Source organism: Shewanella sp. 5S214 (genome assembly GCF_041439795.1).
Classification (GTDB): Bacteria; Pseudomonadota; Gammaproteobacteria; order Enterobacterales; family Shewanellaceae; genus Shewanella; species Shewanella vesiculosa.
Genome location: NZ_JBGOOV010000003.1, coordinates 208,978 through 231,396 on the forward strand (window position 1 = coordinate 208,978; position 22,419 = coordinate 231,396).

At 40.8% G+C, this 22,419-nt stretch carries 18 protein-coding genes; 11 read left to right on the top strand and 7 right to left on the bottom strand.

All coding sequences use genetic code 11. From position 1 onward, the window contains the following. Positions 1-5: 5 nt before the first annotated feature. On the bottom strand, positions 6-887 hold the full coding sequence (rluF, locus tag ACED29_RS03245) for a 23S rRNA pseudouridine(2604) synthase RluF (protein WP_182755657.1): 882 nt from the start codon (positions 885-887) through the stop codon (positions 6-8). Between the two features lie 132 nt (positions 888-1,019). Then, a complete protein-coding gene (locus tag ACED29_RS03250) occupies positions 1,020-1,868 on the bottom strand; it encodes a DUF72 domain-containing protein (RefSeq protein WP_182698611.1) in 849 nt (282 codons plus the stop codon). A 267-nt stretch (positions 1,869-2,135) separates the two neighbouring features. Here ACED29_RS03250 and ACED29_RS03255 point away from each other — a divergent pair, with 267 nt between their 5' ends. Beyond that, positions 2,136-5,183 (top strand): transglycosylase domain-containing protein, encoded by a 3,048-nt coding sequence (locus ACED29_RS03255; protein ID WP_371697028.1) that lies wholly within the window; start codon positions 2,136-2,138, stop codon positions 5,181-5,183. A gap of 80 nt (positions 5,184-5,263) precedes the next feature. Here the strand turns inward: ACED29_RS03255 and ACED29_RS03260 are convergent, their stop codons facing one another. After that, positions 5,264-5,704 carry a DUF3429 domain-containing protein gene (locus ACED29_RS03260; protein WP_124017362.1) on the bottom strand — a complete coding sequence of 147 codons (441 nt, stop codon included), beginning with the start codon at positions 5,702-5,704 and terminating at the stop codon, positions 5,264-5,266. A 312-nt stretch (positions 5,705-6,016) separates the two neighbouring features. Between ACED29_RS03260 and ACED29_RS03265 the strand changes: the two genes are divergently transcribed. The 6 genes from ACED29_RS03265 to ACED29_RS03290 all read left to right on the top strand — a co-directional run bounded on the left by ACED29_RS03265 (position 6,017) and on the right by ACED29_RS03290 (position 14,328). Then, positions 6,017-6,502, top strand: coding sequence for a GNAT family N-acetyltransferase (locus ACED29_RS03265; protein ID WP_182723418.1), 486 nt, complete (start codon positions 6,017-6,019; stop codon positions 6,500-6,502). A 461-nt stretch (positions 6,503-6,963) separates the two neighbouring features. After that, the gene (locus ACED29_RS03270) at positions 6,964-8,220 is read left to right on the top strand and encodes a DEAD/DEAH box helicase (RefSeq protein ID WP_371697029.1); all 1,257 of its coding nucleotides are present in this window, start codon (positions 6,964-6,966) and stop codon (positions 8,218-8,220) included. Between the two features lie 227 nt (positions 8,221-8,447). Beyond that, entirely contained in the window at positions 8,448-10,517 is a 2,070-nt protein-coding gene (locus ACED29_RS03275) for a PhoX family phosphatase (protein ID WP_371697030.1), read from the top strand. 186 nt (positions 10,518-10,703) lie between these two features. Further along, positions 10,704-11,090: a VOC family protein gene (locus ACED29_RS03280; RefSeq protein WP_124017366.1), complete on the top strand. Its 387-nt coding sequence runs from the start codon at positions 10,704-10,706 to the stop codon at positions 11,088-11,090. Positions 11,091-11,302: 212 nt separating this feature from the next. Then, on the top strand, positions 11,303-13,633 hold the full coding sequence (locus ACED29_RS03285; protein ID WP_371697038.1) for a TonB-dependent receptor: 2,331 nt from the start codon (positions 11,303-11,305) through the stop codon (positions 13,631-13,633). A gap of 14 nt (positions 13,634-13,647) precedes the next feature. After that, on the top strand, positions 13,648-14,328 hold the full coding sequence (locus ACED29_RS03290) for a Fe2+-dependent dioxygenase (protein WP_124017368.1): 681 nt from the start codon (positions 13,648-13,650) through the stop codon (positions 14,326-14,328). Between the two features lie 252 nt (positions 14,329-14,580). On the opposite strand, the gene nrfD is transcribed toward ACED29_RS03290, so the two are convergent. From nrfD to ACED29_RS03310, 4 genes are all read right to left on the bottom strand, one after another. Beyond that, positions 14,581-15,522 carry an NrfD/PsrC family molybdoenzyme membrane anchor subunit gene (gene nrfD, locus ACED29_RS03295; protein WP_182698616.1) on the bottom strand — a complete coding sequence of 314 codons (942 nt, stop codon included), beginning with the start codon at positions 15,520-15,522 and terminating at the stop codon, positions 14,581-14,583. After that, the gene (locus ACED29_RS03300) at positions 15,519-16,205 is read right to left on the bottom strand and encodes a 4Fe-4S dicluster domain-containing protein (RefSeq protein ID WP_371697031.1); all 687 of its coding nucleotides are present in this window, start codon (positions 16,203-16,205) and stop codon (positions 15,519-15,521) included. The genes nrfD and ACED29_RS03300 overlap by 4 nt, the downstream gene beginning before the upstream one ends. A gap of 2 nt (positions 16,206-16,207) precedes the next feature. Further along, positions 16,208-16,672, bottom strand: coding sequence for a cytochrome c3 family protein (locus ACED29_RS03305; protein WP_371697032.1), 465 nt, complete (start codon positions 16,670-16,672; stop codon positions 16,208-16,210). A gap of 75 nt (positions 16,673-16,747) precedes the next feature. Next, complete coding sequence (locus ACED29_RS03310; RefSeq protein WP_182698618.1) at positions 16,748-17,212, bottom strand: hypothetical protein; 465 nt, start codon at positions 17,210-17,212, stop codon at positions 16,748-16,750. Between the two features lie 489 nt (positions 17,213-17,701). Here ACED29_RS03310 and ACED29_RS03315 point away from each other — a divergent pair, with 489 nt between their 5' ends. From ACED29_RS03315 to mpl, 4 genes are all read left to right on the top strand, one after another. Further along, positions 17,702-18,661: a LysR family transcriptional regulator gene (locus tag ACED29_RS03315; protein WP_124017373.1), complete on the top strand. Its 960-nt coding sequence runs from the start codon at positions 17,702-17,704 to the stop codon at positions 18,659-18,661. A 1,062-nt stretch (positions 18,662-19,723) separates the two neighbouring features. After that, positions 19,724-20,563, top strand: a complete 840-nt coding sequence (locus ACED29_RS03320; protein ID WP_371697033.1) for an AzlC family ABC transporter permease — start codon at positions 19,724-19,726, stop codon at positions 20,561-20,563. Next, entirely contained in the window at positions 20,560-20,862 is a 303-nt protein-coding gene (locus ACED29_RS03325) for an AzlD domain-containing protein (RefSeq protein ID WP_182755639.1), read from the top strand. Before ACED29_RS03320 ends, ACED29_RS03325 begins: the two co-directional genes overlap by 4 nt. A gap of 97 nt (positions 20,863-20,959) precedes the next feature. Further along, positions 20,960-22,399: a UDP-N-acetylmuramate:L-alanyl-gamma-D-glutamyl-meso-diaminopimelate ligase gene (gene mpl / locus ACED29_RS03330; protein ID WP_182723425.1), complete on the top strand. Its 1,440-nt coding sequence runs from the start codon at positions 20,960-20,962 to the stop codon at positions 22,397-22,399. Positions 22,400-22,419: the final 20 nt, after the last annotated feature.

Below are 22,419 nucleotides of genomic sequence, written 5' to 3' on the forward strand. Positions count from 1 at the left end.
TGAGTTTAGCGTTTCGGTTTTCTTGAGTGGCTAACTTTACCTTTGTTTGCTGTCGGCTTTTTAGGCTTAGCTCCTCTATTTTGCATAAAATGCTCAGGGCCTTCAATTTTATCTCGTAAGCTTTGGGCGGGCTTTTTCTTGGCTTTTTTTGGGGCGTTTTTGACCTCTGACGAGGAATGTTCAATTAATTTCATTAAGGTACTGAGTTCTTGCTCATCTAAATCGCGCCATTCTCCCACTGGCAACCCTTTAAGCGACACGTTCATAATCGATTGACGTTCAAGTTTAGTGACTTCAAAGTTGAAGTGTTCACACATCCTGCGGATCTGACGATTAAGGCCTTGGACTAATATAATTTTAAATACAAATGTTGAAACTTGTTCAACTTTGCACTTTTTAGTGATGACCCCTAGCATGGGCACACCCGCTCGCATTCCTTGTAAAAAGGCTTCTGTGATAGGTTTATTAACGGTGACCACATATTCTTTGTCGTGATTATTACCGGCTCGGAGGATTTTATTGACTAAATCACCATTGCTGGTAAGAAAAATTAATCCTTGCGAATCTTTGTCTAAACGACCAATTGGAAATACACGTTCGCTGTGGTTAACAAAATCGACAATGTTATCACGCTCGGAGTTTTCTGTAGTGCTCACAATACCCACAGGTTTGTTGAGTGCAATAAACACTAAATCTGCTTCATCTCGAGGGGCGATATCATGGCCATTCACTTTTACTTTATCGCCGAATTCGACACCGTCACCAATTTTGGCACGCTTACCATTGATAAATACATTACCTTGTTCAATATAGCGGTCTGCTTCACGGCGTGAGCAAATACCACTCTCACTAATGTACTTATTTAGACGGGTTGCAGATTCACTCATAGTGGTTCCTTTAACAATATAAACGGGCGGTATGGCTAAGCTAGATCGGCGCAAATAATATCATAAAATACAGTATTCTGTTCACCGCTATTTGTGCCTTAGTATGCTGTTGGTGTTGGATAAAAGTGAATGTTACAAATCAAAGCCCATTTGCGTTGTGCTGTGCTGATGCTGCGGTAATAAATTGATATCTGGCAGCGGCGATGCACTGTGTGTTAGTTGCTGTTGGAGTAAGCGGTATAAATCTACCGCAAGTTGCGGTGCAGCATGATTATCTGGAGTGTGGACAAATAAATAAGGCTGCTTACCTTGAGCTATCCAAAGTGGTAACTGTTTAAGCCAGTTTTGGAAAAAATGTACGTTGGCTTCATCTTGTGGATGACCAATAAAGCGCACCACTGGATTGTTGGCGGTAGCAATAGCGTGTACAGGTACTCGGGGCTTTTTTTTATGGGCATCAATGACGGCAGGTGTAGTTGGTGCGGCGGCAAAAACCGGCCGAGTGTCCATAATAATTCGATTACAATGATGGGTGATAAGCAAACGGTTTAATGCTTGTTCTGCTTCTCCTTTAGCAAAAAAAGCACTGTTACGCACTTCTACGCCATAAGTTAACCCTTGAGGAACTTGAGTTAAAAATTGTGCTAATTGCGGTAACGATTGCGGCCCAAAGCTGGCGGGAAGTTGGATTTTCCATATCCCAGTGCGAGTAATCAGAGGTTCCATGACGTTGAAAAAATGTTTCAAGGCAGGACCTGTATGTTGTAGCTGTAATTCGTGCGTAATCTGCTTGGGCAGTTTAAAGGTAAAACTAAAATTGTCATGGGTTGCTGCGTACCAATTTTGCACGTTTTGTAACGATGGTATGGCATAAAAAGTGGTGTTGCCTTCGACACTATTAAATATTTCTGCATAGCGTGCTAGCCGGTGAGCTTGGCTATTACCGTAGATAGTTTGTTGCCACTGATTTTGTGACCACATGGCCAAACCTAGTCGCAATGGTGGATAGTGTGTGTGCGATATGTTGTTATCCAAAACAATCCTTAGACTTGATAAATGCTTCTTGTGCCAAAACAGCGATATTGTGGTAATAAACGTTTAAAAAACAATATTTAGTTATTTTGTCTATATCTAATGGCTTTACCCATCTGATAAAATTAACACAATATACATCCGCGATGTGTTTAACATATCAACGACAAATAAAATGGTGCGTTATTGTGATCTTATGCGTTAGATGGAGAGTTCGTGTCTAGTCCAAATACAGACAGTCAGTTTGACAATTATCGGCCTAAAACGTCTCCCGCCAAACCGCTACCGGTTCGTCGCAGTAAAGCGGGTTGGCTGTTGATAGTGTTATTATTAGCAACCGCTTATCTGGTCGAGTTTGAGGTAAGAACATCGTATTATCAATCTTATTTTTTGCACCAATATGCCAGTAAGTTAACCTACAAAACCCGAGATTATCGCAGTGATGCGGTCATCTATCCGCAATATGGTCCGTTTGATGAGCGCCATGGTTACAGTCAATTACCGAAGAAAATTGCTCGATTAATTGAGCGCAATTACCAAATTACTCAGCAAGTCGCGTTTTCGCCGATGTTGATGGATTATACCCAAAAAGGTTTTTTCCCGCCGTATCATGAAAAAGCCCAATCAGGGTTAAGTATAAAAGATTGTCGTGACATGACGGTATTCGACTTCTTGTACCCTAAACGTGTTTATCGAGATCAAGATAAAATTCCAGATCAAGTGGTTAACACTCTGTTGTTTATTGAAAATCGAGAAATGTTAAGCCCTGAAGCTAACTATAATCCTGTCGTTGATTGGCCTCGATTTGTGTTGGCTGCAGCAAGCCAGGTTGCGGATATTTTTGGTGCTGATATGTCTAAAGCTGGTGGTAGTACCTTAGCCACCCAAATTGAAAAATTTAGGCATTCAAATCATGGCTTAACCTTAAGTATTAAAGACAAATTATTGCAAATTGGTTCGGCCATTGTACGAGTTTATCAGCAAGGCGAGAGCACCGTTGGCGCTCGACATCGCATAGTACAAGATTATCTCAACACAGTACCATTATCATCGGCTCCCGGTTTTGGTGAAGTCCATGGTATTGGGGATGGTTTATGGGCTTGGTTTAAAACTGATTTTAATCAAGCCAACCAATTACTATTGAGTCGTCATACACCGCAAAATGGTGCTCAGCGTGGCGAGGTGTTTCGTCAAATCGTGGCACTGATGATCGCCCAACGTCGACCGTCATATTACTTACGCCAAGGTCATGATGATTTAGAGTCGCTTGTAGACAGTTATTTGCGTTTATTGGGTGGCGATGGCTTGATTGAAACGCAATTGATGGTGTCTGCTCTTGAGCAAAAACTAACATTTAATAATAGTAAGTTGGCAGTCACTAACTTGCCTAGCAATAAAGGGGTTAATGCAGTAAGAATCCGCACCGCGGGCATGCTCGACTTAAGTCTGTTTGATCTTGATCGCTACGACTTATCGATTAAGAGTACATTTCATGGCGACTTACAGCAGCAAGTTAGTGATTACTTACGCAGCTTAGCTTTTGAGCCAAATGCACAGCGCATAGGATTATTGGGAGAACGTTTACTGTCGGTACCGCAGTTAGACAAAGTGCTCTACAGTTTTACTTTATATGAAAGCACCGATAGTGCTAATCGCGTCCGCATTCAAACCGACAGCATTGATCAGCCGTTTGATATTAATGAGGGCAGTAAATTAGAGTTAGGTTCGACTGCGAAACTGCGAGTACTAGCAACATATTTAGATATTATTGCAGAGTTACAACAGCGATTTTCAGCCATGACAGTGGTTGATTTACGCCAAGTGGATGTGGAGCGCAAAGACAAAATTACCCGTTGGGTGGTCGATTATTTAATTACCACCCGTGACCGTAATTTAACCCGAATGTTAGATGCCGCTCTTCAGCGCGAATATTCGGCCTCACCAGAAGAACGATTCTTCACTGGTGGCGGTTTGCATGTGTTTAACAATTTTAATAAGAAAGAAGACAGCCGCGTACCAACCTTATATCAAGCGTTACAAGAGTCGATAAACTTACCCTTTGTGCGCTTAATGCAAGATATTGTTAATTACAGCAGTAGTTATAACAGTGAAGGCAGTGTGTCACAGTTACTGCGTAATGATAAAGATCCTCGTCGAGAAGAATACCTCAAAGCATTTGCTAAACGGGAAGGCAGTTCGTTTGTAAAACGTTTTTATCGTAAGTATCGTCACTTAACGCCAGAACAGCGTCTTGATATGTTTTTTGATGGTATTCAGCAACAGGAACAAAAGCTAACTGCTGTTTATCGTTATTTAAAACCCTATGACGGGGTCCGTGAGTTAACAGCCTTTTTAACTGAACGTTTACCGAGCCAAAAATTTACCGATAAACAAATTAATCTGTTATACAGCAAGTACGGCGAAGAAAAGTTTAATCTGGCTGATCAAGGTTATATTGCTCGGGTTCATCCATTGGAGCTGTGGGTGTTACGTTATTTAAATGACTACCCACAAACCGAATTGACCCAAGTATTAGATGACGCGCAGCCACAATTACAAGAAGTGTATCGTTGGTTGTTTAGAACTCGTCATCAAAATGCACGTGATGTTCGAATTCAAGTGATGCTAGAAGTCGAAGCATTTTTAAGTATTCATCAGCGCTGGGTGAGAATGGGTTATCCATTTGATTATATGGTGCCATCATTAGGCTCGGCTTTAGGGAGTTCCGGTGATAGGCCTGCAGCCTTGGCGGAGCTAATGGGTATTATTCAAAATGATGGCTATCGTTATCCCACTGTGAGAATTGACCAATTACAGTTTGCAGAAAATACGCCCTATGAAGTGACATTGGCTAATAACAAGCAAACAGTATCCAGAGTGATGCATCAAGAAGTCGCTCGGGCCCTTAAACGGGCGTTGGCTAATGTGGTTGAAAATGGAACTGCCAGAAGGCTTAAAGGTAGCCTGCTTGATAGCAACGGCCAACCTGTGGTTATGGGCGGTAAAACCGGGACAGGTGATAACCGTATTGCGACTGAAATTCGTAATGGTCGTAAAGTGTCTTCAACGGCAATAAACCGTACTGCGACATTTGTGTTTTATTTGGGCGATCATCATTTCGGAACTCTAACAGCGTTTGTGCCAGGAGAGAAAGCCGACGATTTCAGCTTTACTTCCGCACTGCCATTACAAGTGCTTAAAGGTATGATGCCTATTTTAGCGCCAATGATAAATCAAACTGAGCAGTGTCAAACTGGCTTATAGTGGGTTTATTAGGTGTCTTTGAGTCAGCTAGAAAAAAGCTCATGCGACTAAGCATGAGCTTTTTAATTAATTCAATGGCATTAAACACTAAAGAGGCTCAGCATCACCACAATATGACATACTACCGCGACACTGGTTAATATTGTGCGTAATGTGATATAGCTGGTGGTGGTTGATAATTGTTTAGCTTTAAATTCAACATAGAGTAAGTACAGATAACCACTAACGAGCAGAATAAGTGCGGACAATACAAAGGGGGTTAATAGTGCAATCCAGCATCCAAGAGCGATTATGTTACTAATAATCAGTAATTTGGCTATATTGTCATCTAAGGTTAATATGACTGCCTTGCCCCAAAGTGTACCGGCAACAAAGCTTAAAATTACAGCACTATAGCTAACAAACCCTAACATAGTCATTTCGGGTGCTAATAGGCTATGATTGAATGCCAATACACTGAGAATAATAAAAGGTAATAGGCCTGCAAAGCCTAACCATTGCCATGTTTTAATGCTGTTCATCCTGTGTTCCTTAAATGCATGTTGATACGACAACTCATCGTCATAGTGCGTCGATGAATAAACATAACCTCAGCGCTGGATAATAAACGGTTATCAAATTACCCTTTGAGCCACTATCTACCCTGTATCGACTTATAATAGGCAAGTTATTGATGTGTCAATATGCCTTGTTAGTGCAATACGCGGCCAGTTTGTTATTACAAACTTGAAATAAAACGTTTTTTAACGATTTATCCCATCTCTTATTCAGAGTTGAGGTTATCTATAATATAAATGATCTTGGTGACACAACATAGAAAAGGCGAACCCGAAATGAATATTTCTCTTCATCCCATTACTGAAGCAGATTTAGATATATTGTTTGAATTTGAGAACGACCCTATTGCGAATAAAATGGCTGATTTTCCAGCGCGTAAACGCAAGGCTTTTAATGCACATTGGCAGCAAAAAATATTGGCCAATGAGAAAGCCACAGCCCAAGGTATTTGGCTAGATGATGTGCTAGTGGGTAATGTTCTATCATGGATTAATACCGACCCGGCAGCAAAATCTGATCCTCAAATGCGTTTAGTTGGCTATTGGATTGGCCGTGAATATTGGGGCCAAGGTATTGCTACCAAAGCGTTAGAAATGTTTTTAAAGCAATTTATATCGACCCCTGTATTTGCTTACATCGATAAGCAAAACCAAGCGTCACTAGCACTAGCGTATTCAAATGGATTTTTCGACGTCACCGCCCAATATCCCAAGCTAATTAGCAAAGATAATTTACGTTTATTTAGGCGTGGTAATGTTTAATATGCTAGCAGTTTAATGCTTACCACCTGATCCACCGCTTCAACTGCCACTTATTAGCGTGCTTTTTGGCAGTATTTTCAGCCTGAGATGTTTTAGTCTCTGTTGCATCAGTGTCATTGATTTTAGATGCTACATTGTTAACCAGTTCAGTTTGCTTGGCAGGCTTGAAAATACCGCTCATTAGCAAGAAGTTCACCGTTTCGCGAGCTCATGGCAACATTTAGTGAAAACATCGTTGTAATGAATAAAGCTGCTGATTATTTTAATGTCTTCAGCTGTATATGTCAGATTCATTTCACTCAGTATTTTCTGTCACAATAGGTTCATTGTACTGAAGATGTGTTCAGCATCGTATCAAACGGCTAGTTTCATTAACCACAATCCATATAATCAAAACATAGAGCCTTTGTTTTCACCAGAATGAGCGTGATAAACTGCGCATCCACCTGTTTGGAGTTTTTATGTCTTTTGCAGATTTGTCGCTACATCCCATCTTGATCGATCGTTTAGTTGAACTTAATTATCAGCAGCCTACACCGATCCAGTTACGTGCTATTCCGATTATTTTAAGCGGTAAAGATGTGATGGCGGGGGCACAAACTGGCACGGGAAAAACGGCCGCTTTTGCTTTGCCTTTACTGCACCACATTTTAAGTAAGCGCACAGTACCAACAACACCAGAAGCCCCCAATACCAAGGCCGTCATTAGCTGTTTAGTGTTAGTACCAACGCGTGAACTGGCCCAACAGGTTCAGTCGAGTATCGAGCAATATGCTAAAGGCAGTGATATTGGCTGTGTGATGGTTTATGGCGGGGTGAGTATTGGTGCGCAAATACAACAGTTAGCCGCAGGTACTGATATTTTAGTGGCAACACCAGGGCGTTTATTGGACTTATTACGTAAGCGCGCATTGTCGTTGTCGCAGTTAACTCATTTAGTATTTGATGAAGCTGATCGCATGTTGGACATGGGTTTTAAAGATGAAATAGTCGAAGTACTTAAGCGTTTACCAAGTGCCCGGCAAACTCTGTTGTTTTCAGCCACGTTAGATGACCGTATGCTCAGTTTTAGTCGCCGTTTATTACGATCGCCACAAGTGATTGAAGTGGCCCAACGCAATGTTACAGCCAGCAGTATTGTTGAGCGGGTATTTAATGTTGATGCCAAACGAAAGTGCGCCATCTTGTGTCATTTAATTGCCCAAGAAGGTTGGCAACAAAGCTTAATATTTTGTCGCACCAAACAAGGCGCCGACGCACTGGTAAAGCAAATGAAACAAGCGGGAGTTGCAGCAGAAGCATTTCACGCAGACTTATCACAAGCGGTGCGCGAGCAAGTATTGGCCGCCTTTAAAGCCGGCGATGTCACCGCATTAGTTGCCACTGATGTTGCGGCCAGAGGACTCGATATTAACGAATTAAATTATGTAGTTAATATGGAATTGCCGTTTCAAGTTGAAGATTATGTCCACCGTATCGGCCGAACAGGCAGGGCCGGTAAGCCAGGGCAAGCCATTACTTTACTCAGTGTTGATGACGAGCCGTTATTGATCAAACTTGAAGTTTTTTTAGATCGACGTTTACCACAACAATGGTTGGCTGGATTTGAGCCTGATCTTGATGTGATTGCTCCGCTAACCCGTAAAACCACTAAGTCTTCATTAAAACAACAAGCGCGTAAAAAGGCGTTGGCAGCATCTCACGGTAAAAAGCGTTAAAAATCTATTATATTCGCTGAATCGTGATGTGTTATTTACCCGCCTATTTAATATTGAAATGAGTATCTGAATATCATCACATTTAGCGGTGTGGTGATTGTCTTTTTATTGCCACATTTTTGTCATCCAGTTTGTACCTTGTTGTCACATTAGACGCTTATCTTAACTGACAAATAATTATACCTACATTTAATCAGTTATTTTCAGAGCATATCTAAGGACTATTTATGAGCAAGGCGACATTTGATCCAACTCGTTTTAACAACAGCAAAAATACACCTTTCAATGAAGTGATGGAAAATCATTTATCGCGTCGTAATTTTGTTAAGCGTGGTTTAGGCCTTAGTGCGATGACTGCGTTTGGTGGGTTCGGGTTAAGTGCTTGTGGTTCTGATAATAATTCTGCAGCAGAAACGCCAACAACGCCTACCGCACCAGTTACGCCAACTCCACCGCTTAAAAGCTCAGCAGTATTAGGTTTTGAGTCTATTGCGGGTTCTAAAACTGATGCAGTAGCAATTCCTGCAGGGTATTCAGCTTATGTATTAGCACCTTGGGGAACGCCGTTAAATACCAAAGCCGCAGCCTGGAAAGCCGATGGCAGTAATACCGCGGTAGATCAAGAAAACTCAGTCGGGATGCACCATGATGGCATGCATTTCTTTCCGCTTAACGATGCCGCAGATGATGGTTTATTGTGTATCAACCACGAATACATAGATGAAGATGCTCTGCATCCAAATGGTCCGACGTATAGCACTGATGGCAAACGCACAGTAATTGATGAAATACGTAAAGAAATCAATGCTCATGGTGTTTCTGTTGTACGAATTAAATTAGTTAGCGGTATTTGGCAAGTGGTTGAAAATGACCGCCACAACCGCCGTTTTACTGCAGCAACGGTGATGGATATAGCAGGGCCATTAGCATACAGCTCATACCTTGAAACCCGCTATTCACCAGATGGTAGCCAAACGCGCGGTACGTTAAATAACTGTGGTAATGGTTATACGCCTTGGGGAACTTACTTAACGTGTGAAGAAAACTGGCCTGGTTATTTTGTTAATAACGGCACCTTAACGGAAGATCAAACCCGCATTGGTATTTCAACATCTGATACTCGTTATGGTTGGACCCATTTAGCTGGTGATGACGAGGAACGTTTAGATGAATTTTCTCGTTTTGATATAACGCCAACAGGTTCAAGTGCCTCAAACGATTATCGTAACGAAGCCAATGGTTATGGTTATATTGTTGAAATTGATCCATACAATCCCAATTCTCGTGCGATTAAGCGCACTGCATTAGGTCGCTTCCGCCATGAAGGTTGTGTGTTTGGTAAGCTTGAAGAAGGCAAACCAATCTCATTTTATTCAGGCCACGATTCACGTTTTGAATATTTGTATAAGTTTGTTTCTGATGCTCCATGGGATCCTGCAGATGCAAATAGCACTAATCGCCTAACTGTAGGCGACAAATACATGAATGCTGGGACTTTATATGCAGCTAAGTTCAGTGAAGATGGCATCGGTGAATGGTTACCATTGACATTAGATGGCATGACGACTGACGGCAAAACTCTTGCAGACAGCTTTGATTCACTCGAAGCCATTATCATCAATACAGCTGGCGCAGCAGACTTAGTGGGCGCAACACCAATGGATCGTCCAGAGTGGACAACCGTAGATCCATTTACTGGTACTGTATATTTAACCTTAACGAACAACAGTAAACGTACCGACAGCACCAACCCTGCTAACCCACGATTAAATAACAACTTTGGTCATATTATCCGTTGGGATGATGGTGAGACTGCAACAGAGTTTACTTGGGATATCTTTGTGTTTGGTTCACCAGCTGATGGTGATGCCGAGACCAACTTATCTGGCTTAACTGATTTAAACCAGTTTGCTAGCCCAGATGGTTTATCGTTCGACCAGCGCGGTATTTTGTGGGTACAAACTGATAATGGAGCCTCGGAAGTCACCGAAGAAACCAACGATCAAATGTTGGCAATTGTGCCATCAAGCATGCTTGATGCCGATGGTAAACAACAAGTGTTGACCGCAGACAACCAAACTCAGCTTAAGCGTTTCTTTGTTGGCCCTAATGGCTGTGAGGTTACTGGTTTTGCGATTACGCCAGATTATAAAACGGTATTTGCTAATATTCAGCATCCTGGCAACTGGCCATATTCAGACAAAGCTGACGAGATAACACCTGCAGGGATTACAGTACGTCCACGTGCGGCAACCGTGATGATCCGTAAAAACGATGGTGGTGAAGTGGGTATCTAGTCTGAGTGATTATCGTTAAAGATAATCGATTAGATTTAGACTGATTTCTGACGACTTTTCAAGTAGATAAAAATCCTGATAGACTTATGCTATCAGGATTTTTTTTACCTTTATACTATCGATAATTCATTTTATTAAGTGTTTAGTTTAAAAGGTTTTTTAAAGAATAGGTTTATAAGGGCAACCATGCTAAATGGAATTCATCACGTCGCGATTATTTGTGCCGATTACCCACGCTCAAAAGCGTTTTACAGCCAAATATTAGGCTTAAAAGTTATTGCGGAACATTATCGCCAAGCACGTGATTCTTACAAACTCGATTTAAGCTTGCCCGATGGCAGTCAAATTGAGTTGTTTTCATTTAATGGCGCACCGCCAAGACCCAGTTATCCAGAGGCTCAAGGTTTGCGCCATTTAGCGTTCAAAGTTGATGACATCGATGTTGTAGTTACTCATTTGCAGCAGAATAATATTTCAGTTGAGCCTGTACGTATTGACGAATATACCGGCAAACAATATACCTTTTTTAGCGATCCAGATGGACTTCCGTTAGAGCTTTATCAAGTCAGTTAACTTATTTCGACCAGACCGCTCTTTCTGAGCGGTATTCAAACGGTTACTAATAACGCCTACCTGTGTGTTTATTTCTATATTTTGTTAATTAAATTGCACTCCGCACGAATCTTTACATAAATGATAATGATTTGTATTTGCGATCTTTGTTTCATTTATGTAAAGTGCAGCACATAAATGAAATTTAGTTAATGCTTATTAATAACAGGATGATGTTAAACATGAAGTCTAATAATTACAGTAAGTTATCATTAGGTGCTCAAGCGGTAGCTGCAGCATTAGTATTCAGTAGCCCAGCGCTATACGCTGCAGATACTAAAAATGAAACTTGCGATAAGGATATATTGGCGAAATGTAAACCAGCGCAAACGGACGAATCTATAGAGCGAATTCGTGTTCATGGCGTGCAAAACTCGGTTTACATGTTTAATAACTCTGCCGATAAACGTCGGATGGCTGCACTTGTCGATACGCCGCAAGTGATTACCGTGTTAACTCAAGATCAAATTCAAGAGTCAGGTAATACTGATTTAAAAGACATTTTGTCAGCCCAAGCCGGTGTGACCTTAGGTACTGGTGAAAACGGTAATGCGTTCGGTGATCGCTATATTATTCGTGGCCACGAAGCTCGTAGTGACGTGTTTGTTGATGGACTACGCGATCCTGGCATGACCACTCGTGAAAGTTTTGCTACCGAGCGTGTTGAAATAACCAAAGGTCCTAGTTCAACATTTGCTGGCCGTGGTTCATCAGGCGGTGCCATTAACAGTGTGACTAAAAAAGCTTCGGTAGCTTACGATTTTGGCCGCGTCGATCTTGGTGTTGGCACTGACGATCATACTCGTTTAACGGTTGACTATAACTTACCGATATCAGAAAAAGTGGCTGTGCGTCTTAACGGATTAACGGCTGAAGAAGACAAGCCCGGTCGCGAAGGTATTACGAGTGAACGTCAAGGTGTGCAGTTATCAGGTGTGTACGAAGCCACCGATGCATTGTCATTTACTGCCGACGGTTACTACCTAGACGCGAAAGATGTACCAGATTTAGGCAGTTATTTTGATCGTGAAACCCGTGAACCGATTAAAGATATTCCTGTGTACGCTCAAGATGGTGACTTTTTAAATTCAAAAGTATCCACGTTCACCTTACGTACCGAATATGAGTTAAATGACAGCATTACTTTGTACAATGCTACACGTGTTGGTCATACCGAAAACGGCTACATTACAACAGGTATGGGCGGCTCGACGCGTGCAGCTACCGATCCAACAGCACCTGGTGCTAGCACTCTAACGTTGAGTACTCATCAAGGTAATCAAGATGTTGATTATGTCAGTACTCAGTTCAATCTATTTTGGAATACCCAGGCACTTGGTTTTAATCACAAGTTAGTATTTGGCCTTGAATATACAGATGAAAATGTCGACAACGGCGTATATAGCATCACCAACAACAATCAGGGTAATTGTTTAACCAATGGTCGCGGTGGCGTATCAGAGTCATATTGTATTATTGATGGTAACGGAAATGCTGTCGATAATATTGGCCAATTAATGAATCGCAGCTATGTTGATGGTGGCTCAGATGCTGTATACGACATCGAAACCGTATCGGCATACGTAATGGATACGGTCGAATTAACCGATCAGCTAGCCTTGTTCTTTGGTTTAAGACAAGACAGCTTTGATTACAGTAACGACACAACGGGTCGTGGTGGAGAAGTGGATTATGCCTATTCCGATACCATGTACAACGGTAATATTGGCTTAGTTTATGACTTATCTGATGATGCTAATATTTACGCTAATTACAGTACTGCTACTAACATCAATGGCGGGGAGTCTGACTTAGGGGCTAACTGTGGTTATGGTGGTATTTGTGGTACGCCAGATCAGGCAACTGAAGCTGACGCTGAATTGGTTGAAAACTTGGAGCTTGGTACCAAGTGGATGTTGTTTGACGACAAAATGATGTTTTCGGCATCGATTTTCCAAATCACTAAAAGTGATGTAATGGAAAGTGTTGGCGACAGCTACTCAACTTTGGGGACACTTAATACCGGTAAAAACCGCGTTAAAGGTATCGAGTTTGGTATGGTCGGCAATATTACTGACAAACTCAGCATACAATTCTCGGCAGCTAAAATGGATTCAGAAATTTTAGAGTCTTACAATCCAGCTAACATTGGTTTAGTACTGAGTAACTTTGCAGACGAAAGCGCTTATTTACAGCTACGTTATGAGCTAACAGAGTCATTCGTATTTGGTGGTAGTTACACTTATCAAAGTGAAATGTATGGTGGACAACCAGACACTGCAGCAGGATATGATAGCGACAATAGCCGTTACAGCATTGTGGTACCTAACTATCAGGTAGTTGATTTATTTGCCAGTTACAATGCCTCCGAGGATTTAACCTTCCGTATAAACGTGGGCAACATACTCAATGAAGAATACTGGACTGCAGCTTATCGTTCTGGCTCATTTATGTACTTAGGTGATGCCCGTAATGCTAAATTATCGATGACATATGAGTTTTAATTAAAGGTGTTTGCATGATTGTTATTGAACAAATTCTCTCGAAACAGGACGTCAGCGCTTATCGTCTGCAACTGGCTGAATGTCCGTGGGGCGACGGTCGTAAAACCGCAATGGGGATGGCGGCGTCGGTTAAAAATAATAATCAAGCAGATGCACAACACGCTAATGTGCGCCAACTCGCTAATCAGCTACTGGCGCGTATTGGCGAAACGCCTAAAATTGTATCGGCGGCGTTACCGCACAAGATATTTCCGCCGTGCTTTAATCGTTATAGCGAAACCGAAGAGTATGGCTATCATGTTGATGCAGCCATTATGCGTATCCCTAATACCGCAGAAGTCATCCGCAGTGATGTATCAATGACGGTATTTTTGAGTGAACCCGAAGAGTATGACGGTGGTGAGTTAGTTATTGCCACCGAATTTGGCCAGCAACACATTAAATTACCGGCAGGATACGCTGTAGTATACCCGTCGAGTAGTTTGCATAAAGTGACTGCGGTAACTCGAGGGCAGCGGATTGCAGCTATTACATGGATGCAAAGTATGGTTGCCGATGTGACTTTACGTCAAACCTTGTATCAGCTCGATCAAAGCATTCAAAATTTGATTAAAGCTGAACATACCGATCGTGCTGAATTAGATAACTTGCATAATGTGTATCATAATTTAATTAGACAATTTACTCAGCTGTAATTGAAAATACTCATATCGAATCTAAGGGGTAGGGAGTATTGCGAAGCTTAAATGACTGAGCTTATATGACTGAGTTTGAACGACTCTGTTTTAATCACTCTGTTCTAATGATTGCTGATGTTCACTTGGTCGAAAATAGTTAGGCGGTAATGGCAAGTGATGAAATAGGTGTAACGCTAAGCGAGTTAGTCTCTGTTAGTTATACGGTGACAGTACGGTTGCTAATGCGTGCTATCACCGTTAAAAGTGCGACTAGTTTACTACCATTTGACCAGTGTAAAGGATGAAGTTACGCAACAATATAACCCCCAATAAACTTAAGCATGCCGTTCCGGCAACATAGGCAAACTTGCGTTTTGAAGTGGCAGTCATAAATAAGTTCATCGCTAATGGGGCCGATAATCCTAATCCCATAATCCCAAACCAAAATATAAAGCCCCAAAAACCTACTCCGACAGCATTGAATGCCGCCACCTTGCTTTGGCCACCACTGAAGACTAAACCCAGGAAGAAGGTGAACATAAGTAGTATCTCGCCTAAAATCAGTGGGATCTCTATTTTATGAATGAAACGAACTTCTGCACCATTGGGATTGCCTTTGAGTAACACACCACCTAATAACGTTGCCGCAGCACCTGAAGATAAGCCTGAAACCAAAAACAGCAAAGGTAACACGCCAGTATTCCACATCGGGAAGTGAGGTTGAGCGGATAATAAAAAGCCGGTATAGGCACCTAACGATACACAGAAGATAACCAGTAAGCCGGTTATACCTGCTTCATAATGCGCGATAATGCGTGTTAGCTTACAAACAATCGGAAAACGTTGTTCACAAAAATCATCAATGATTTTTCTGAATGTAATTACAATCCAGGCATACATAAATACTTGATAAAGCATTAATATAAGCACACCCATCGACATTACCGATGTAGGGTTGTAAAACACTAGGATCTTCCAAAAGTCCAAAGGTTTGGTTAAATCTAATACCAACACCCCCAAGCCTGCTACCACGGAAATTGCCGCAATAATACACGCAGCGATAATAAATCCAGACTGATGTGCTTTATCTTTTAGGCAAAAATGTTTCAATAAAACAGAGAAGAACATGGCGCCTGCGGATACCCCCGCTAAAAAGAGGTATATTGCAATGGGCCAGTGCCAAACCAAGGTATCAAAATGAAAAGCACTCATAATATAATCTCCCCTAGTTTCGCTTTAATTCGAAATATTTTAGGCCGGGTACCTAAACGTTGCTTAAAGCGCTCAGTCGGATTAGCCTTCAATAGTGCAACCAGTTCGGACTCGGGATCTTTAAGATTGCCAAACACTAATGCTTTTGTCGGACATATTTCTACACAGGCAGGTTGTTTACCCTGTTTGAGATTCGTTTCGCGGCAAAAATCACATTTGTCAGCAGCTTTAGTCACAGGATTAATAAAGCGTACTTCATAAGGGCAGGCTGCAATACAGTATTGGCAACCGACACATTTATCTGCATTGACTGCAACAATACCGGTTTCTTTATTAATAAAGGCGGCACCGGTGGGACAAACAGAAATGCAGGGTGCCTCTTCGCAATGCTCGCAAGAATGCCGAGAGAAATGATAAAATTGATTAGGGTATTCTCCAAATGGTCCAGTTCTTTCAATGCTTAGTCGTGTAACGCCTTCGGGGACATGATTCACTTCTCGACATGCTTCAACACAGGCATTACAGCCAATGCATTTGGTTTCATCATGTAACAAAGCGTACTTTATGTTGTTTATATCGGCTTCCATTTCTGCATTGGCATTTTTGCCACTGAGTGGATATACCGACACGCCTGCAACCAATGCACAGGTGCTTTTAAGAAAATGCCTTCTTGAGTTTTCCATGATTACTTACCTCGCACCGAGTGACAGTTTTGGCATTTATTGCTGCGCTCTGAGGCACTTAACCCCAACATCGGATCTAATTTAGGGTGCAATTGATGACAAGATGTACAGCTGGTTTTTTGCGCATGTACGTTATGTGTCCATTCTGCGTCAGCTAACTTTGTTGGCGTATGACATTTAAGGCATACAGCATTTTTAGCCGTAACAGGGATGTCATTGTCCGAAGAAAACACCATCAAATCATTAGGCTTTCTAGGATGATTGCCTTTTTCACCATGGCAAGAGCTACAACTCATGTTTAATGAGTCATGGCTATGATATCCCTGCATTGCTCCATTTCGTTTATGGCATTTCATGCATGAATCATTGTTAATTTTGCCAGTAAGTTCATCGCTGAGAGCGCCTTGGCTAAGAAACAGTGATAGCAATCCTATGCCGAGTGGCAATAGCCATTTATTCACGGACATAATGAATCCTCGCGATCAGAATTTAAAAAGATAAAATATCGAGTGAAAACAGCTTGTCGTCACCCGATAAGGTCTTCATACAGGTAGGGATAGTTTTAACATTTGCATGTCACAAGGTTTGCCTCGAGCCATTTCAACTAATTTAATGTTGAATTTTTCGAACAAACTTTTTGAGTTAGCATCATCTTGATTACTAAAATCAGAGATAACTAACTTCACTTCTGACGAATCATGGTCAATGACGACATAATCGAGTCGTGTATGATTTTCGGCAGCAGTTTGTGAATCCATTTCAAACACGGTATCGATTGGAACGTTACAACAAACGTCATATTTTTCGCCAATCATGGTTTTTAGTGATTTTAAAAAGTCAAAACTTTGAGTATCAAAAAGCATTTTTTTAAATTTTACTGTGTGGTCCTCTGTATTAGTTTTGAAGAACTTTATACAAGTCATAATGAAAACAACTAATATAAATGGAACAACGATAAATAAAACTGAGTATATAAATACATAACTTAAAAAGACTGAAGTGAACATACCAACCTCCAAACACTTATTGTTTTATTAACTGTACGTCGTCGACGTACGATTAATACTATCCTTGTATTTTCATTTTTAATTGATCGTAATCAATTAAATGAGGTGATTATTATTTATTTGATTGTAGTTATGATTTGGATCTTATTGTTATTTTTAGCATGTTAAATTAAGAGAAATATTTATTTAAATATATTAATATTTAAGTTTACAATAGAGTTTTTTAAAATGCTGAATTGAATATTGCAGAAGTTGAAATGCTCATTTTGACATTTTTCTTTATAATTTTTGTGCAGGCTTAATCGTCACCTCGGTAGTAATCATACTTAAGCTATTTCCTCTTTAAAGTGTTTTTGTAAAATGAGTTGTTTTTGATAACTGATTTTTATGATCTGGATTAAGTAATCATCAAATACTTAAAATAAAGTTATGAAATATTATATAAATCGATAATATGATATGTTAAATACCTCTAAGGGAGTATCTGTGATGAAGAAGATTGACTTAGATAAATTAGACTTATTAACACTTTCTATATTAGTAAGTTTGTACGAAAACAAATCGGCTACTCATGTGTCTAGAATACTGGATGTACCAGCATCAAAGATTAGTCGTTGTTTACATTCAGCAAGATTGCTATTCGGTGATGAGCTTTTTATTAGACGTAAATATGGATTGGTACCGAACGATTATGCAGGGAGGATCTACCCTATTGCAAAAGAAATTGTGGACTGTGCTAAAAATTTCAATCGGCTGAATAGTACCTCATTGCCACATAGTCGACATTTTGAATTAGTGATGCCAGGAATGATTGCTCATGCTTACCCACGTGCATTAATGAATTCAATTAAAGAGCATCATAAAGATATTCATATCAATGTGAACAATTGGGATAAACATGCTCTAGAAAGCGTTTCTAACGACCCTAATAGTATTGTCTTGTGTGGCTGTAAAAGCCCTGAGGAAATTCATTGCTTTGATCAAAAGTTACACGTTGAAGTGCTTGCCGAAATGGGGTCACAGTACTTGTTAAGTTGTAAAAATCATCGCATTTTAAAGCAAGAAATCACTTTAGAAAGTATTGCCGAGTATCCATACATCAATACGCTTATGGGAGCCCAAGCGCCAATAATCAATCCGTTTCAAGAGTATTGTCAACTCAACAATCTACCTCTTGAAACTGAAATGACTATTACAAATGTATCTTCTTTATTTGATTACCTTTCTGATTGTAAGTCGTTGGCATTAACACCTTACAAGGCCGTTTACGACATGGTAGATGAGGAGTCAGGTTTACATGCTTGTCAGATATCTGAATACGAAGTGAATCGTCTTTTTAACGTTGTAGAACCATTAAAGTTAGTATTGGTGACGCATCCCAATGCAGATAATGAAGATGCTACTTGGTTAAAACAGCAGATACGCGAGTTAACCAGTGAGCTTGTTTAACAATAAAGTCTATACAGATGTTGTTTTAGCTATATGAGCATTATAAATATATGTTTTGATATGAACTTGGGTGTTGCATCTAGACCTTAGTATGAGTTTTCTTGATAGTTTTACTTCTTAATGCTTATTGAGTAAAAATTGGCTTTGGTGTAGGCGGTTATTGGTGTTTTTTAATAAATGATATTTTCAATCACATTGTTCACGATAGCCTAGGTTGCTTTGTTAGTTATTTAATCCAACATGTGTTTTTCACTTTTCGATTTATATACTCGAATTTAATACGTATCGGAATTACATTTAATGTAATTCCTTTTTGTGTATATTTTTTACTTGTTTAAAATTCGTTCATGCGAGACTTTTAGTTAATTGCATAAATGTATAATTTGGCGTTTGTTTTTTCTCGATACTAAATTTGAATATAAAATATATGTTTTTTTGCAACTTAGAAGTGCAAAACGTTTTTGGGTAATATCGTCGCGACTAATACTATTTGATAAATGTAAATGATGAATATAAAAATCTACATACTATATTTAATGTCTTTTATAGTAAAAAATATGAGGTGAGTCATTTTATCATAAACGTTACTTAAGGCTGAGCTAATGTAGTGGTGTGATAATTACCGCTTAAAAACAGGTTAAATCAGTATTAAAGCATCAATTACTTGCCACCAATCTTGGAAATTTGTTAGCAATCTTCTTTTGTCGTCATTTGTTTTTATAAGTAATTGATTTTAATTTAAATATTGGTTTTTTATTGCTTGGTTGTGGTTAAGCTTGTGGTTGCACATGAGTGCCTGCGTTAGTGAGTTGGGTATTGCTGCATTTAGCATTTAACACCTATGCTACATACTATGTTTTGAACCAGTGAATAACGCTCATACTTGTATATTTCATCGAGCGATTAATCACAGCTAAAAACGTTATAGATCAACTGATACCCTGGTAAGATTCATGATCATATTTCAAGGGCTTTACTAACTTATTCACGTTAAGCTAATCTTCTTGTTTCCTATCAAGCTGTATTTGAGGGAATAACAATATCAGTCAATAAGGATATAACGTGGACACCCTTGAGTTAACTTCTGTTACCCCCACCAAAACTAAATCGTTTTTAGCTGGTGCGCTTGCCGTTATGCCGCTGACGATTGCGGTGATCCCTTGGGGGATACTTGCCGGATCGTTTGCACTGGAAGTGGGCCTAACGCCAGTTGAAAGCCAAGCGATGTCGGCAATTATCTTTGCGGGTAGTGCCCAGTTGGTTGCACTCGGTATGATAAAAGCCGGTATTGGTATTAGCAGTATCTTGATCACCACCTTACTGATCACCTCTCGACATTTGCTGTATGCCATGGCGATGCGCACTCATATAAGCCCTTTACCCCTTAAATGGCGTTTAGGCTTAGGTTTTTTACTCACAGATGAACTGTTTGCTATCGCCAATCAAGCTCATAAAGGCGACTCGCCAGCGCAACATCAGTTTGATCGCTGGTATGCTTTGGGCGGCGGCTTAACCTTTTATCTTGGTTGGAATATTGCTACTTTGCTTGGCATTGTCGCAGGGCAGTCTATCGACAACTTAGGCGAACTCGGACTCGACTTTGCCATCGCTGCCACCTTTATCGCCATCGTAGTCCCCACAGTAAAAAAGCCATCAATATTAGTGTGTGTCCTGGTGTCGCTTACCTTAGCTGTCGTGTGCGCAGTATTTGCGATTCAAGCCGGGCTATTAATTGCGGCAATATCGGGCATGGCAGCAGGCATGACTTACGCCAAATTGACTAACGAAGACGCTGTGGTTTCAGCTAGAGTTAATTCGAGTAACATTGATTCTGCTATCGCTAATTCGAATACCGCTGAATCTACTTCTTCAGTGACCGCAAATAAGGATCACAAGCTATGATCTGGCTGATTATTTTCTCCATGGCGGCGGTGGTGTTTATCAGTCGACACTTGTTGTTAGAACCTAAATTGCCTATTCGCTTAAGTAAAAATACCTTAACGTTTTTAAGCTATTCAGCCCCAGCGGTATTAACCGCTATCTTAGCGCCAATTGTGTTTGTGCCCGAAGGCCAACTTGCTATTAGTGTATATAACCCCTATTTAACTTGTGCTCTGGTGGCCACAGTGCTGGCTTACGTTACCCGCAACACCTTACTCACAACCGTACTCAGTATGGGACTGTTTTTTATTTTGTATTAGCAACTGGCCCTAGATTAATTTCAATCATTGTTAACTGACATTCTGTTGCGCAATAGATTAGAATAACCGCCATATTACGGACCAATTAGAGTTGAATATGCACGTACACATATTAGGTATTTGTGGCACCTTTATGGGCGGTTTAGCCCTACTAGCCCGCGCAATGGGCCACAAAGTAACCGGCAGTGATGCTAACGTTTACCCGCCGATGAGCACCCAGCTTGAGCAACAAGGTATTGAGCTAATCCAAGGTTTTGATCCCATTCAATTAGGCAAAGAAGGCGATAATCAACCAGATTTAGTGGTTATTGGTAATGCCATGAGTCGCGGTAATCCATGTGTAGAAGCGGTATTAAACCGTGGTATTAAATACACTTCTGGGCCGCAGTTTTTGTCTGAACATATTTTGCAAGACCGTTGGGTGTTGGCGGTAGCGGGTACTCACGGCAAAACCTCTACCTCCAGCATGCTCGCGTGGGTTTTAGAATACTGCGGCTACGAGCCGGGATTTTTAATTGGTGGCGTGCCGCAAAACTTTGGCGTGTCAGCCCGTTTAGGTAACTCAGTGTTTTTTGTGGTTGAAGCCGACGAATACGACAGTGCCTTTTTTGATAAACGCTCTAAGTTTGTGCATTACCATCCACGCACGTTAGTGATCAATAATCTTGAATTTGATCATGCCGATATTTTTGCCGATCTCGCAGCCATTCAACGTCAATTTAATCATGTTATCCGCACTGTGCCGGGCGAAGGTAAGGTTATTTGGCCTAGCGATGTTGAAGCTGTGCAGCAAGTGATTGATATGGGCTGTTGGAGCGAACAAGAAATTTATTCTAAATCGCCAACCTTAGCCACAGATATAGCTAATCATTCAGACAGTCCTTTAGCAAGCCAAGGTGAACCAAGTGCCTGGCAGTCGCGTACTATTGCCGACGACGGCCATGTGTTTGAAGTGCTGTTTAAGGGCGAGTCACAAGGGATATTACACTGGGCATTGATAGGTCAGCACAATATCGAAAACGCAATTATGGCTATCGCTGCGGCACGTCATGTTGGCGTAGCACCAAGCCATGCTATAGAGGCATTGACACAGTTCAGTCCACCTAAGCGTCGTTTAGAATTATTGGCTACCGTCAATGGGGTGTCTGTGTATGACGATTTTGCTCATCATCCAACCGCTATTGCCACCACCTTGCAAGGGCTAAGGGCCAAAGTGGCTTCCAGTGATCATGCCAATGGCAAGATTATTGTAGTGCTAGAGCCGCGATCGAACACCATGAAAAGCGGTGTACATAAAGATACGCTGGCCAATTCGATGGTATTGGCTGATGTTGGCTACTTATATCAAGCGGACAATATTGGTTGGGACATTCATGCCAGTATGGCTAATGCGCCACTTCCTGTGACTGTGTTTAACAATATAGAAGACATTATTAACACAGTAGCCACCACCGCCAATAAAGGTGATACCGTGGTCATTATGAGTAATGGTGGCTTCAATGGTATTCACCAGAAAATAATTAAGGCTCTAGCGTAACGGCTTTAGCCGATAGAGGG